Below are 14,160 nucleotides of genomic sequence, written 5' to 3'. Positions count from 1 at the left end.
AAAGACACGCGGGATCATCTGACGGAAACTCAGGACGCCGGTGCCGAAACCCACTTGGGAGATCGGCACCGGTGCCCGTCGGACCGCGAGGCACCCTTGACTTGACCTTGAAGTGTCATGAGCCTGGCATCTGTTCGCTGCTGTGGCGGACCAGTGCAAGGGGGGCTCATGAGACGAAGAGCGAGCGCGATCCTCGCTACCGGCGCACTCCTGCTGGGCGGTGCGGCCGTGGCGCCGATCGCCCGGGCGCAGAACGGCGGTTCACCCGAGCCGGACGCGAACGCCGTGAAAGTGTTCCGGGCCGACATCACGAAGCAGCAGGTACCCCTGCTGCTCGCCGCCGGCCAGGACGGGCACGAGCTCGGCGACACCACCTGGAAGAACGGCCGGAGCACGGTCGAGGTCTACGCCACCGACCAGCAGGCGAAGAAGCTGGAGAAGCAGGGCGTCGACCTCACCGAGCACACGCTCTCCGCCAAGGCGGAGAACCGGGTCTCGGCCGCCGCCCAGGGGGTGTTCCGCCCGTACAGCGGGAAGGGCAACCTCCAGGAGGAGATCATCAGGACGGGTCAGGCCAACCCCGGCCTGACCAAGGTCGTCTCCATCGGCAAGACCCTGAACGGCCAGGACATCCTCGCGCTCAAACTGACCAAGGGCGCGCGGAAGACCAAGGACGGCTCCAAGCCGTCGGTGCTCTACATGTCCAACCAGCACGCACGCGAGTGGATCACGCCCGAGATGACGCGGCGGCTGATGCACTACTACCTGGACAACTACGCCACGGACAAGCGCGTCAAGAAGATCGTCGACTCCACCGAGCTGTGGTTCGTCCTGTCGGCCAACCCGGACGGCTACGACTACACCTTCAAGGACGCCGACACCCGCCAGTGGCGCAAGAACCTGCGGGACGTGAACGGCGACGGCGTCATCTCCACCGGTGACGGCGTCGACCTCAACCGCAACTTCGCCTACAAGTGGGGCTACGACGACGAGGGTTCGTCCCCCAACCCGACCAGCGAGACCTACCGCGGCGCGAGCCCCGGCTCCGAGCCCGAGACCAGGGCGCTCGACGCCTTCGAGAAGCGCGTCGGCTTCACGTACGGCATCAACTACCACTCCGCCGCCGAACTGCTCCTCTACGGGGTGGGCTGGCAGGTGGCGACGCCGACGCCGGACGACGTGCTCTACAAGGCGCTCGCCGGAACCCCGGAGCACTCCGCGATCCCGGGCTACCACCCGCAGGTCTCCTCGGAGCTCTACACCACCAACGGCGAGGCGGACGGCCACGCGGGCAACGTCAACGGCATGGCGATGTTCACCCCCGAGATGTCGACCTGTCAGACCGCCTCGGACGCCGACCCGAACGACGCCTGGAACGCGGCGGACTGCGCCTCGGTCTTCACCTTCCCGGACGACGAGAAGCTGATCCGGACGGAGTTCGAGAAGAACGTCCCGTTCGCGCTCTCCGTCGCCGAGACCGCGGCCCACCCCGACCGGCCGTCCTCCTCGGTCGGCCTCGAAGCTCCCGACTTCACCCCGGCCGCGTTCACGACGTCGTACTCCCGGGGCGCCGGCCAGGAGGTCTCCGTCGTCGTCCGCAAGTCCGTACGCGACAAGGAGCTCAAGTACCGCGTCGACGGCGGCCGTACGCACGCCACTGCGCTCAGGCCCTGGCGGGGCGGCGAGACCTACGGCGGCACGGACAACCTCTACTTCGACGAGTACCGCGCCAAGGTCAGGGACGGCGGCCAGGGCGACAAGGTCGAGGTCTGGTTCACCGGCGAAACCAGGAGCGGGAAACCCACCTCCAGCACCCACTTCACGTACACCGTGGCCCCGCGGCCCCGGGCCGACGTGCTCGTGGTCGCCGAGGAGGGCGCGGCCGCCACGCAGGCGCAGACCTACGTCGACGCGCTGAAGGCCGACGGGAGGAAGGCCCTCGTCTGGGACGTGGCCACCCAGGGCGCGCCGGACGCGCTCGGCGTCCTCGGCCACTTCGGGACCGTCGCCCACTACACCGGCGCCGTGCGGCCCGGCAACGCCACCCAGCTCCAGCTCCGGGCCTTCCTCAACGAGGGCGGCAAGCTGGTCGAGGCGGGCGAGCTGGCCGGCGGCAGCGTCGACCTCGGCGGCGGCACCCTCTCGAACGACTTCAGCCAGTACTACCTGGGCGCCTACTCCCGCACGTCCACGCCCGGCGCCAAGGGCTTCACCGGCTCGGGCAGGCTCGACGGCGCCACGGGAGCGCTCGGCGACGCGCCCGGCAACCCGCTGAACGCGGCGGGAACTTACGGCGTCACCTCCGACTCGCTCGCCGGGGCGCAGTACCCGCAGTTCGCGTCCGGCGCGGGAGCGGGACAGTTCAGCGGGACCGTGAACCCGTACGGGCCGTACGCGGGCTCGTACATGGCCGCCGCCGTGCATACCGACGACGCCTACAAGCGTCTGACCCGAACCATCGACCTCACCGGGGTCGCCGCCGCCGACAAGCCGACGCTGCGCTCCCGGATGCTGTGGGACACCGAGCCCGGCTACGACCACGCGGTCGTCGAGGTCCACACGACCGGGGCCGACGACTGGACGACGCTGCCCGAAGCGGGCGGTGCCACCTCGGCCACGGTGCCGGCCGAGTGCGAGGCCGGCTTCCTCGCCCAGGAACACCCGTGGATCAGGCACTACCTGACCGTGAGCGCGGCGGGTTGCACGGCCACCGGCAGCACCGGCGCGTGGAACAGCTTCACCGGCGCCTCCAGCGGCTGGCAGCAGGTCGGCTTCGACCTGAGCGCGTACGCGGGCCGGTCGATCGAGGTCTCGTTCAGCTACATCACTGACCCGAGCACGGGCGGCCACGGCCTCCTCGTCGACGACGCCTCCCTCGTGGTCGGCCAGAACGCCGTGGACACGGAGGGCTTCGAGTCCTCCCTCGGTCCCTGGAGCGTCGCCGGTCCGCCCGCGGGCAGCCCGGCCGTCCTGCGGGACTGGGCGCGCACCGGAGAGCTCTTCAAGACATATGGAGCGGTCACCACCGACGACACCGTGCTGCTGGGCTTCGGGCTGGAGCACCTCGGTTCGGCTGCCGACCGCGCGGCCCTTCTAGGCAAGGCGCTTTCGGCGCTGGACAGCTGACTGTCCGTGAAAATCGCATGATCGACACGGGTGATCCGTACCCTACTGACGGGTACGGATCACCCTGCCGTGTATGGCCCTACTCGATGTCACTCCGGGGCCTCCAGGGAGGTAGGGTCGGAGGCGGTCGGGGACATCCCATACAACTCGCCGACACTTGAGTCGGCGTACCTAACGAGGAGATCGGTTCGTGACGATCCGCGTAGGCATCAACGGCTTTGGCCGCATCGGTCGTAACTACTTCCGCGCGCTGCTGGAGCAGGGTGCTGACATCGAGATCGTGGCTGTCAACGACCTGGGTGACACCGCGACCACCGCCCACCTGCTCAAGTACGACACCATTCTGGGCCGCCTCAAGGCCGAGGTGTCGCACACCGCCGACACGATCACCGTCGACGGCCACACCATCAAGGTCCTGTCCGAGCGCAACCCCGCCGACATCCCGTGGGGCGAGCTCGGCGTCGACATCGTCATCGAGTCGACCGGCATCTTCACGAAGAAGGCCGACGCCGAGAAGCACATCGCCGGCGGCGCCAAGAAGGTCCTCATCTCGGCTCCGGCCAAGGACGAGGACATCACCATCGTGATGGGCGTCAACCAGGACCAGTACGACCCGGCGAACCACGACATCATCTCCAACGCCTCCTGCACCACCAACTGTGTGGCGCCGATGGCCAAGGTTCTCGACGAGAACTTCGGCATCGTCAAGGGCCTGATGACGACGGTTCACGCGTACACGAACGACCAGCGGATCCTGGACTTCCCGCACTCGGACCTGCGCCGCGCCCGCGCCGCCGCCGAGAACATCATCCCGACCACGACCGGTGCCGCGAAGGCCACCGCCCTGGTCCTCCCGCAGCTCAAGGGCAAGCTGGACGGCATCGCCATGCGCGTCCCGGTCCCGACGGGTTCGGCCACCGACCTGGTCGTGACGCTCCAGCGCGAGACCACCAAGGACGAGGTCAACGCCGCGTTCAAGAAGGCCTCCGAGGACGGCGACCTCAAGGGCTTCCTGACCTACACCGAGGACCAGATCGTCTCCTCGGACATCGTCGGCGACCCGGCCTCCTGCACCTTCGACTCCTCCCTGACCATGGTCCAGGAGGGCAACACGGTGAAGATCCTCGGCTGGTACGACAACGAGTGGGGCTACTCCAACCGCCTCGTCGACCTCACGGTCTTCGTCGGCGGCCAGCTCTAGGTCCCGGAGCCGGCACCTCGATGTGAGCCAGGGCTCGGGCAGCGCGACGCCGCGCTGTCCGGGCCCTGCGCCGCGTAGTGATCGATCCCTGCGATCGATCAGCCCTCCCGGAACCGAAGAGCCTTCCCAAGGAGCCCCCTCATGAAGACGATCGACGAACTTCTCGCCGAAGGCGTGGACGGCAAGCGGGTCTTCGTCCGCGCCGACCTCAACGTGCCGCTGGCGGGCGGCCTCATCACCGACGACGGCCGCATCCGCGCCGTCCTGCCCACCGTCAAGGCCCTGGCCGCGGCGGGCGCCAAGGTCATCGTCGCCTCGCACCTGGGCCGCCCCAAGGGCGCCCCGGACCCGGCGTTCTCCCTTCTCCAGCCCGCCGAGCGACTCGGTGAACTGCTCGGCGCGCCCGTCGCGTTCGCGCAGGACACGGTCGGCCCCGCCGCCCACGCCGCTGTGAACGGCCTGGAGCCCGGCCAGGTCGCGGTCATCGAGAACCTCCGCTTCAACGCCGGTGAGACGTCCAAGGACGACGCCGAGCGCGGCGAGTTCGCCGACCGGCTCGCCGCCCTGGCCGACGTCTACGTGGGCGACGGCTTCGGCGCCGTGCACCGCAAGCACGCCTCGGTGTACGACCTCCCGGCCCGTCTGCCGCACTACGCCGGCCACCTCATCGCCACCGAGGTCGGCGTCCTGAAGAAGCTCACCGAGGACGTCGCGCGCCCGTACGTCGTAGCGCTCGGCGGTTCCAAGGTCTCCGACAAGCTCGCCGTCATCGACCAGCTGCTCGGCAAGGCCGACCGCATCCTGATCGGCGGCGGCATGGCCTTCACCTTCCTCAAGGCCAAGGGCTACGAGGTCGGCACCTCGCTGCTCCAGGAGGACCAGATCCCGGCCGTCACCGAGTACATGGAGCGCGCCGAGAAGCTGGGCGTCGAGCTGGTGCTCCCGGTCGACGTCGTGGTCGCCCCCGGATTCCCGGACCTGAAGACCAAGGCGCCCACCGAGCACGCCGTCGTCGACGGCGACCGGATGCCCGCGGGGCAGCTGGGCCTGGACATCGGCCCGAAGACCGGTGCGCTGTACGCAGCCAAGCTCGCCGACGCCGAGACCGTGTTCTGGAACGGTCCCATGGGCGTCTTCGAGCACCCCGACTACGCCGAGGGCACCAAGGCGGTCGCCCAGGCCCTCGTCGACTCCAAGGGCTTCACCGTCGTCGGTGGCGGTGACTCCGCCGCCGCGGTGCGCACCCTCGGTTTCGACGAGAACGCATTCGGCCACATCTCGACCGGTGGCGGCGCCTCCCTCGAATACCTCGAGGGCAAGACGCTCCCCGGCCTCGCCGCACTGGAGGACTGACCTTAATGGCTGCATCTAATCTCTCTGGGCGCACGCCGCTGATGGCGGGCAACTGGAAGATGAACCTCAACCACCTCGAGGCCATCGCGCACGTCCAGAAGCTCGCCTTCGCCCTGGCCGACAAGGACTACGAGGCCTGTGAGGTCGCCGTCCTGCCGCCCTTCACCGACCTGCGCTCCGTGCAGACCCTGGTCGACGGCGACAAGCTCAAGATCAAGTACGGGGCCCAGGACCTGTCCGCACAGGACTCCGGCGCCTACACCGGCGAGATCTCCGGCTCGATGCTGGCCAAGCTGAAGTGCACGTACGTGGCCGTCGGCCACTCCGAGCGCCGCCAGTACCACAACGAGACCGACGAGATCGTCAACGCCAAGGTCAAGGCCGCCTACAAGCACGGCCTGACCCCGATCCTGTGCGTGGGCGAGGAACTGGACGTCCGCGAGGCGGGCAACCACGTCTCCCACACCCTCGCCCAGGTCGAGGGCGGTCTCAAGGACCTCTCGGCCGAGCAGGCCGAGTCCGTCGTGATCGCGTACGAGCCCGTCTGGGCCATCGGCACCGGCAAGGTCTGCGGCGCCGACGACGCCCAGGAGGTCTGCGCCGCGATCCGCGCCAAGCTCGCCGAGCTGTACTCCCAGGAGCTGGCCGAGGCGGTCCGCATCCAGTACGGCGGCTCGGTGAAGTCCGGCAATGTCGCCGAGATCATGTCGAAGCCCGACATCGACGGCGCTCTGATCGGCGGCGCCTCGCTCGACGCCGACGAGTTCGTCAAGATCGTCCGGTTCCGCGACCAGTAAGTATGCGGTAGCGGCGATTCGTCGTACCCTTGCGGGGGTCTGGTGCCATCGCGCCGGGCCCCCGTCGTCCATCCAGTTCCGAGGAAGTTGGTCCAGCCGTGGTTTTGGGGTTCTCGATCGCCCTGATCGTCTTCAGCCTGCTGCTGATGCTGCTCGTGCTGATGCACAAGGGAAAGGGCGGCGGCCTGTCCGACATGTTCGGTGGCGGCATGCAGTCGTCCGTCGGTGGCTCCTCGGTGGCCGAGCGCAACCTCGACCGCATCACCGTGGTGCTCGGCCTGCTCTGGTTCACGTGCATCGTCGTGCTCGGCGTCCTGATGAAAATCAACAACTGATCGCCGATCGACATCGGTACGACAGCACAACTGCACATTACGCAAGCACATTCCGCACGTAAGGCCCCATGTCCGGTACGCGCCTCCAGGCGCCGCCTATCATGGGGCTTGCGTCTAGGGGTGGGGATGTAACTCCAATCACTGGACGCGCGTTGGGCCTTACGTAGACTGAGGTGCTCGCAACGAAGCGAAACGCCGACTTGCTTCGCGGCACCATCACGCAGGGAGTTACACCGTGGCAAGTGGCAACGCGATCCGAGGAAGCCGGGTCGGGGCGGGGCCGATGGGCGAGGCCGAGCGCGGCGAGTCCGCGCCGCGGCTGCGCATCTCCTTCTGGTGCTCCAACGGGCACGAGACGGTGCCCAGCTTCGCCAGCGACGCACAGGTTCCCGAGACCTGGGACTGCCCGCGGTGCGGCTTCCCCGCCGGACAGGACCGGGACAACCCGCCGGACCCCCCGCGCACCGAGCCCTACAAGACACACCTCGCGTACGTGCGGGAGCGGCGCAGCGACGCGGACGGCGAGGCGATCCTCGCCGAGGCGCTCGCCAAACTGCGGGGCGAGATCTAGGAATTGAGAGCCGGCCGGGCATCCCGTGGATGTCTGGCCGGAACCGTCCGACGGCGACTTCGCGGCCGATGTCCGGCCCGTCGCCGGGTCCACCGCGCCCGGACGCGCCCACCTGGTGCCGATCATCCCGGGCACCCGGCATCCGGGCACCGGCTGCCGATCATCGGGACCCGCGCACCCGGAGCCGATCATCGGGTCACCCGGGCACCCCGCGCCAACCGCGCATGCACCCGGCGCCGATCTCCCGGTCACCCGCGCCGCGCGCCGGTTCGTCCGCCGTGCCCGGAGACGGAACGACGGCCGGTCACGCCGATGCAGCAACGCGGACCGGAATTCATGCCGGGCACGTCGGCCCGGAGTTTCCCGCGAGCTCTCCTGCGAAGCCCTGCCGGACGAAGCGCGCGCGGCGGCCCCCGAACCGAACGGACCGGCACCGTTCGCGGCCGCGCGACCTGCCCCCGCCTTCCTCTCGCCGTCATCACGCTGACACCTGCGGGCCGCCGGGACGTATCTGTTGTTGAGCCGGTGGACGCGCTGCGACAGCTCGTGTCCAGCCCTGATCAATTAGGTTGGGACCGGCAGCGGGGCAAGGTACGCAGCAGTACAGGCAGGAAAGAAGGCGGAAGTCCGAGATGAACGCAGAAAGCCGTACCAGGCTCAACCAGACACCCGAGTGGACCGCTCTCGCCAAGCACCGCGAGGAGCTCGCCGGCACCGGTCTGCGCGAGCTGTTCGCCGCCGAACCCGGACGCGGCTCCGGCTACTCGCTCCAGGTCGGCGATCTGCACGTCGACTACTCCAAGCACCTGGTCACCGACGAGACGCTGCGGCTGCTGCGCGAGCTGGCCGTCGCCACCGGTGTGTTCGGGCTGCGGGACGCGATGTTCCGGGGCGAGAAGATCAACACGACCGAGGACCGGGCGGTGCTGCACACCGCGCTGCGGGCGCCGCGGGACGCGGTGGTCGAGGTCGACGGGGAGAACGTGGTTCCGGCCGTGCACGCGGTCCTGGACAAGATGGCGGACTTCGCCGGCCGGGTCCGCTCGGGTGAGTGGACCGGGCACACCGGCAAGCGCATCAAGAACGTCGTCAACATCGGCATCGGCGGCTCGGACCTCGGTCCGGCGATGGCGTACGAGGTGCTGCGCTCCTTCACCGACCGCTCGCTGAGCGTGCGGTTCGTGTCGAACGTGGACGGCGCCGACCTGCACGAGGCGGTCCACGATCTGGACCCCGCCGAGACGCTGTTCGTCATCGCCTCGAAGACGTTCACCACGATCGAGACGATCACCAACGCCACCTCCGCCCGCTCCTGGCTGCTGACCGGCCTGAAGGCCGGCCAGGAGGCGGTGGCGCGGCACTTCGTGGCGCTGTCGACGAACGCGGAGAAGGTCTCGGACTTCGGGATCGACACGGCGAACATGTTCGAGTTCTGGGACTGGGTCGGCGGGCGTTACTCGTACGACTCGGCGATCGGCCTGTCGCTGATGATCGCGATCGGCCCGGACCGTTTCCGCGAGATGCTGGACGGTTTCCACCTGGTCGACGAGCACTTCCGCACCGCTCCGGCGGAGGCCAACGCCCCGCTGCTGCTCGGCCTGTTGGGCGTCTGGTACGGCAACTTCCACGACGCCCAGTCGCACGCAGTGCTGCCGTACTCGCACTACCTCTCCAAGTTCACGGCCTATCTCCAGCAGCTCGACATGGAGTCCAACGGCAAGTCCGTCGACCGTGACGGCAACCCGGTGGAGTGGCAGACGGGACCGGTGGTGTGGGGCACGCCCGGGACCAACGGCCAACACGCGTACTACCAGTTGATCCACCAGGGCACCAAGCTCATCCCCGCCGACTTCATCGGCTTCGCCGAGCCCGTGGCCGACCTGCTGCCCGGCCTGGTCGCCCAGCACGACCTGCTGATGGCCAACTTCTTCGCGCAGACGCAGGCGCTGGCCTTCGGCAAGACCCCGGACGAGGTCCGAGCCGAGGGTGTGCCCGAGGAACTGGTGCCGCACAAGACGTTCCAGGGCAACCACCCCACGACCACGATCCTGGCGAAGGAGCTGACCCCCTCGGTCCTGGGCCAGCTGATCGCCCTCTACGAGCACAAGGTGTTCGTCCAGGGCGCGATCTGGAACATCGACTCCTTCGACCAGTGGGGCGTCGAGCTCGGCAAGGTCCTCGCCAAGCGCGTCGAGCCCGCCCTGACCGAAGGCGCGGACGTACCAGGACTGGACGAGTCGACCAAGGCCCTCGTCGCCAAGTACCGCACAGTGCGGGGCCGTTGAGCCTGAATGAGGGGAAGCGGGCGGCGGGAGTCCGCCCGCTTCCCGTAACATCCCTGACGATCACGATGGCGATCGTTCGGGGGAGCGAAAAATGGCCGGGTCACGTGAGCGGTGGACGAGGGACAGACTCACGGTCGGGACGTTCCTGCGACCGAAGCGGATGGCGAAGGCACTGTTCCACCCGGCGTGGATCCCGGAGCCCGTCGATCCGTCGGTGGAGCGGCTCAAGCGGGTGCGGGTCGTCGCCGGAGCCGTCGCGGTGTTCGGCGTGTACACCTTCGTGCAGCACAAGTTCGACACCACGGAGATCCTGGCCAACATCCTGACGGCGGCCGTCGTCCTGCTGTTCATCACTCCGCTGACCGTGGGCGTGATGCTCCTCGTATGGCGGCGCACCGGCACCGTTCGTCAGCTGCGGCGCCCGCTCCTCGGCTCGCTCAAACTGCTGCTGCTCTTCCTCGGCCTGGCCGCGGCCGCCGTGTTCCTGCTGCACCTGGCGACCTCCGTCGGAGGCCCCGCGCTGGTTCCGCTGGGTTTCCTGGCTCTCTGGCTGCTCGGCGTCGTGGGCTACGGCGCGGTGCAACTGGCCGGGAACTACTTCGGATCCGCGGCCGTGCACCGCTGTCTGCCGCCGCTGCTGGCCTCGGTGACGACCTGGCTCATGGCCGTTCCCGACCTCGTCACCGGTGACCTGCACGGGCTCAGCCTCACGCTGGGCGTCGTCTTCATCCTCGGCGCGCCGGTGACCGTCACCGCCATCGCCGTCCTGGAGACGAACCGGCTCCGCCGCCGCTACGGGATCAGGCTGCGCGCGCACCCCGCGACCCTGCCGGTCCCGCGCCCCGTGGCCTACCCGCCGCCCGGCCCCCGCCTGCCGCCCCAGGGCACCCCGTTCCCGCCAGGGAACCCCTACGCCGGGTATCCCCACGGCAGTCCCTCGGGTCCCTACCCGCAGGGCGATCCGTACGCGCCGCGCCCCGGGGGAAATCCTCCGGCGCCGGGTACGCGACAGAACCCGTACGGCCGCGGACCGTACGGCACTTGAGCGGGATCGCGAACGGGGGCGGCAGAGTCGAAAGACCCTGCCGCCCCCGTTCGGCGGTTCAGCGGTTTGCCGGATCAGCCGTTCAGGCGGAAGCCGGCGGGTAGAGCGACCGTGGGAGCTGGGACGCCGCTGCCGCGTCCAGCAGCCACAGGGTGCGTGAGCGGCCGTACGCCCCGGCGGCCGGGGCCTGGATCTCGCCCGCGCCGGAGAGGGCGATGGCCGCCGCCTCCGCCTTGTCCTCGCCGGCCGCGAGCAGCCACACCTCGCGGGCCGAGCGGATCGCGGGCAGGGTCAGCGAGATCCGGGTCGGCGGCGGCTTGGGCGCGCCGTGCACGCCGACCACCGTCCGCTCCGTCTCCCGCACCGCGGGCAGCTCGGGGAAGAGCGAGGCCACATGGGTGTCGGGGCCCACGCCCAGCATCAGCACGTCGAAAGCGGGGACCGGTCCGTGGTTCTCCGGCCCGGCCGCCTTCGCGAGCTCCGCCGCGTACGACTCCGCCGCCGCCTCCACGTCGGCGCCGTACGGACCGTCCGACGCGGGCATCGCGTGCACCCGTGCCGGGTCCAGCGGCACCGCGTCGAGCAGCGCCGCGCGGGCCTGCGTGTCGTTGCGGTCGGGGTCGCCCTCGGGGAGGTACCGCTCGTCGCCCCACCACAGGTCGAGACGCGCCCAGTCGACGGCGTCCCGGGCCGGCGCGGCCGCGAGCGCCGCGAGGAGCCCGTTGCCGTTGCGCCCGCCGGTGAGCACGATCGAGGCGTAGCCGCGCGAGGCCTGCGCGTCCACGATCTTCGTGATCAGCCGCGCCGCCGCGGCCTGGGCCATCAGTTCCTTGTCGCGGTGGACGACGAGCTGCGGAGTGTTCACTCGGCGGCCGCCTTGCCCGCCGCCTTCTTGGCGAGCGTCTCGGCCACCCCGGCGGGGGAGTCCTTGGCGGCCGGGGCCGCCTTCGTGGCGGTCGCGGTCCCGCCCGAGGACCCGGACCCGGCGCTGTCCGCCGGCGTGTTCAGCCGGTCCACGCCGAAGCGCAGCGCCGAGGCGTAGGTGTCGTCCGGGTCGAGGCGGCGCAGCTCCTCCGCCATCAGCTCGGCCGTGTCACGGCGCTTGAGCGCCACGGCACGGTCGGGCTGCCCCTGGATGGACAGCGTCGCGAGGGTGCCGTCGGCGCGGTCCAGGACGATCGGGCCGCAGCTCGTGTCCAGCCGGACCGCGGTGAGGCCGGGGCCCGAGGACAGCGAGCGCTTGACGGGGACCTCCAGCCGGTCCGCGAGCCACATCGCGAGCAGCTCGCAGCTGGGGTTGAACTCCTCGCCCTCCACCTCGACCGCGTCCACGTCGCAGGTGACCTGGTCCAGGGCCGCGGCCAGCATCGAACGCCAGGGCGTGATGCGGGTCCACGACAGGTCCGTGTCGCCCGGGGTGTAGGCCTCGGCGCGGGCGTTGAGCTCCCGGACCGGGGTCTCGGCGGCATAGGTGTCGGTCACCCGGCGCTGCGCGAGCGCGCCGAGCGGGTCCTTCGCCGGATCGAGCGGCGCGTTCACCGGCCACCAGACGACGACGGGCGCGTCCGGCAGCAGCAGCGGCAGCACGACCGACTGGGCGTGGTTGATCACCTCGCCGTACAGGCGCAGCACCACCGTCTCGCCGGTGCCCGCCTCCGCCCCGAGCCGCACCTCGGCGTCGAGCCGCGACGTCGTGCGGTCGCGGGGTGAGCGGGAGACGCGCTTGATGACCACGAGGGTGCGCGAGGGGTGCTCGCGCGAGGCCTCGTTGGCGGCCTTCAGGGCGTCGTAGGCGTTCTCCTCGTCGGTGACGATGACGAGGGTGAGCACCATGCCGACGGCGGGCGTGCCGATGGCGCGGCGGCCCTGGACGAGCGCCTTGTTGACCTTGCTGGCCGTGGTGTCCGTGAGATCGGTCTTCATGGGCGACGCCAGCTCCGTCCGTCTCGTTCGAGCATCTCGTCGGCCTCGACGGGTCCCCAGGTGCCCGAGGGGTACTGCGCGGGCTTGCCGTGCTTGTCCCAGTACTGCTCGATCGGGTCGAGGATCTTCCAGGACAGCTCGACCTCCTCCGTGCGCGGGAAGAGGTTCGAGTCACCGAGCAGCACGTCGAGGATCAGACGCTCGTACGCCTCCGGGCTCGACTCCGTGAAGGACTCGCCGTACGCGAAGTCCATCGAGACGTCCCGGATCTCCATGGAGGTGCCGGGCACCTTGGAGCCGAAGCGGACCGTGACGCCCTCGTCGGGCTGGACGCGGAAGACGATCGCGTTCTGGCCGAGCTCCTCCGTCGCCGTGTGGTCGAAGGGGGAGTGCGGGGCGCGCTGGAAGACGACCGCGATCTCGGTGACGCGGCGGCCCAGGCGCTTGCCGGTGCGCAGGTAGAACGGGACGCCCGCCCAGCGGCGGTTGTCCACCTCCACCTTGATCGCGGCGAAGGTGTCGGTCTTCGACTTGGGGTCGATACCATCCTCCTGGAGGTAGCCGACGACCTTCTCGCCGCCCTGCCACCCCGCCGCGTACTGGCCGCGGACCGTGCTCTTGCCCAGGTCCTTGGGCAGCCGGGTCGCGCCGAGCACCTTGGTCTTCTCCGCGGCGAGCGCGTCCGCGTCGAAGGAGGAGGGCTCCTCCATGGCGGTGAGCGCCATCAGCTGGAGCAGGTGGTTCTGGATGACGTCACGGGCGGCGCCGATGCCGTCGTAGTAGCCGGCCCGGCCGCCGATGCCGATGTCCTCGGCCATGGTGATCTGCACATGGTCGACGAACGACCGGTTCCAGATCGGCTCGAACATCGTGTTGGCGAAGCGCAGCGCCAGGATGTTCTGGACGGTCTCCTTGCCCAGGTAGTGGTCGATGCGGAAGACCTGGTCAGGGGCGAAGACCTCGTGCACGATCGCGTTGAGCTCCTCGGCCGACTCGAGGTCGTGACCGAAGGGCTTCTCGATGACCGCGCGGCGCCACTGGCCGTTCGACTGGTCGGCCAGCTTGTGCTTCTTCAGCTGCTGGATCACCACCGGGAACGCGGACGGCGGTACGGACAGGTAGAAGGCGAAGTTGCCGCCCGTGCCCTGAGCCTTGTCCAGCTCCTCGATGGTGGAGCGCAGCCGGTCGAAGGCGTCGTCGTCGTCGAAGGTGCCCTGGACGAAGCGCATGCCCTGCACGAGCTGCTGCCAGACCTCCTCGCGGAACGGGGTACGCGCGTGCTCCTTGACCGCGTCGTGGACCTCCTGGGCGAAGTCCTCGTGGGCCCACTCGCGACGGGCGAACCCGACGAGTGAGAAGCCCGGCGGCAGCAGACCCCGGTTGGCGAGGTCGTACACCGCGGGCATCAGCTTTTTACGTGACAAATCGCCCGTGACGCCGAAGATGACCAGGCCCGACGGCCCCGCGATACGCGGGAGCCGTCGGTCTGCGGGGTCACGCAGCGGGTTGCTGCTCGACAAGATT

At 69.7% G+C, this 14,160-nt stretch carries 11 protein-coding genes; 8 read left to right on the top strand and 3 right to left on the bottom strand.

The window, feature by feature from the left end; all coding sequences use genetic code 11:
* Positions 1-168 precede the first annotated feature (168 nt).
* The 8 genes from ABZV42_RS11430 to ABZV42_RS11395 all read left to right on the top strand — a co-directional run bounded on the left by ABZV42_RS11430 (position 169) and on the right by ABZV42_RS11395 (position 10,713).
* Positions 169-3,126, top strand: coding sequence for a M14 family zinc carboxypeptidase (locus ABZV42_RS11430; protein WP_356051726.1), 2,958 nt, complete (start codon positions 169-171; stop codon positions 3,124-3,126).
* Positions 3,127-3,316: 190 nt separating this feature from the next.
* Positions 3,317-4,327: a type I glyceraldehyde-3-phosphate dehydrogenase gene (gene gap / locus ABZV42_RS11425; RefSeq protein WP_355983709.1), complete on the top strand. Its 1,011-nt coding sequence runs from the start codon at positions 3,317-3,319 to the stop codon at positions 4,325-4,327.
* A 141-nt stretch (positions 4,328-4,468) separates the two neighbouring features.
* On the top strand, positions 4,469-5,680 hold the full coding sequence (locus ABZV42_RS11420) for a phosphoglycerate kinase (RefSeq protein ID WP_355983708.1): 1,212 nt from the start codon (positions 4,469-4,471) through the stop codon (positions 5,678-5,680).
* A 5-nt stretch (positions 5,681-5,685) separates the two neighbouring features.
* Positions 5,686-6,477 carry a triose-phosphate isomerase gene (gene tpiA / locus ABZV42_RS11415; protein WP_355983707.1) on the top strand — a complete coding sequence of 264 codons (792 nt, stop codon included), beginning with the start codon at positions 5,686-5,688 and terminating at the stop codon, positions 6,475-6,477.
* A 98-nt stretch (positions 6,478-6,575) separates the two neighbouring features.
* Entirely contained in the window at positions 6,576-6,812 is a 237-nt protein-coding gene (gene secG, locus ABZV42_RS11410) for a preprotein translocase subunit SecG (protein ID WP_355774192.1), read from the top strand.
* 235 nt (positions 6,813-7,047) lie between these two features.
* The gene (locus tag ABZV42_RS11405; RefSeq protein ID WP_078615979.1) at positions 7,048-7,383 is read left to right on the top strand and encodes an RNA polymerase-binding protein RbpA; all 336 of its coding nucleotides are present in this window, start codon (positions 7,048-7,050) and stop codon (positions 7,381-7,383) included.
* Between the two features lie 632 nt (positions 7,384-8,015).
* The gene (gene pgi / locus ABZV42_RS11400) at positions 8,016-9,668 is read left to right on the top strand and encodes a glucose-6-phosphate isomerase (RefSeq protein WP_356051725.1); all 1,653 of its coding nucleotides are present in this window, start codon (positions 8,016-8,018) and stop codon (positions 9,666-9,668) included.
* Between the two features lie 91 nt (positions 9,669-9,759).
* The gene (locus ABZV42_RS11395) at positions 9,760-10,713 is read left to right on the top strand and encodes a hypothetical protein (RefSeq protein ID WP_355991461.1); all 954 of its coding nucleotides are present in this window, start codon (positions 9,760-9,762) and stop codon (positions 10,711-10,713) included.
* Between the two features lie 82 nt (positions 10,714-10,795).
* Here the strand turns inward: ABZV42_RS11395 and pgl are convergent, their stop codons facing one another.
* Genes pgl through zwf form a run of 3 tightly spaced genes read right to left on the bottom strand, consistent with a single transcriptional unit; the run spans position 10,796 to position 14,159 of the window.
* Positions 10,796-11,578, bottom strand: coding sequence for a 6-phosphogluconolactonase (pgl, locus tag ABZV42_RS11390; protein WP_355991458.1), 783 nt, complete (start codon positions 11,576-11,578; stop codon positions 10,796-10,798).
* Positions 11,575-12,636 carry a glucose-6-phosphate dehydrogenase assembly protein OpcA gene (opcA, locus tag ABZV42_RS11385; protein WP_355991456.1) on the bottom strand — a complete coding sequence of 354 codons (1,062 nt, stop codon included), beginning with the start codon at positions 12,634-12,636 and terminating at the stop codon, positions 11,575-11,577. Before opcA ends, pgl begins: the two co-directional genes overlap by 4 nt.
* Positions 12,633-14,159: a glucose-6-phosphate dehydrogenase gene (zwf, locus tag ABZV42_RS11380; protein WP_355991465.1), complete on the bottom strand. Its 1,527-nt coding sequence runs from the start codon at positions 14,157-14,159 to the stop codon at positions 12,633-12,635. Before zwf ends, opcA begins: the two co-directional genes overlap by 4 nt.
* Between the last annotated feature and the right edge of the window lies 1 nt (position 14,160).

It is taken from the genome of Streptomyces sp. NPDC005281, from assembly GCF_040607495.1.
Classification (GTDB): domain Bacteria; phylum Actinomycetota; class Actinomycetes; order Streptomycetales; family Streptomycetaceae; genus Streptomyces.
Note: the sequence above shows the minus strand (reverse complement) of the source record. Positions and strands in the feature narration are given on the sequence as shown.

Coding starts and splice junctions, on each gene's coding strand:
- ABZV42_RS11420 (WP_355983708.1), top strand. CDS start 4,469: ATGAAGACGATCGACGAACTTCTCGCCGAAGGCGTGGACGGCAAGCGG.
- tpiA (WP_355983707.1), top strand. CDS start 5,686: ATGGCTGCATCTAATCTCTCTGGGCGCACGCCGCTGATGGCGGGCAAC.
- ABZV42_RS11395 (WP_355991461.1), top strand. CDS start 9,760: ATGGCCGGGTCACGTGAGCGGTGGACGAGGGACAGACTCACGGTCGGG.
- ABZV42_RS11430 (WP_356051726.1), top strand. CDS start 169: ATGAGACGAAGAGCGAGCGCGATCCTCGCTACCGGCGCACTCCTGCTG.
- opcA (WP_355991456.1), bottom strand. CDS start 12,636: ATGAAGACCGATCTCACGGACACCACGGCCAGCAAGGTCAACAAGGCG.
- pgi (WP_356051725.1), top strand. CDS start 8,016: ATGAACGCAGAAAGCCGTACCAGGCTCAACCAGACACCCGAGTGGACC.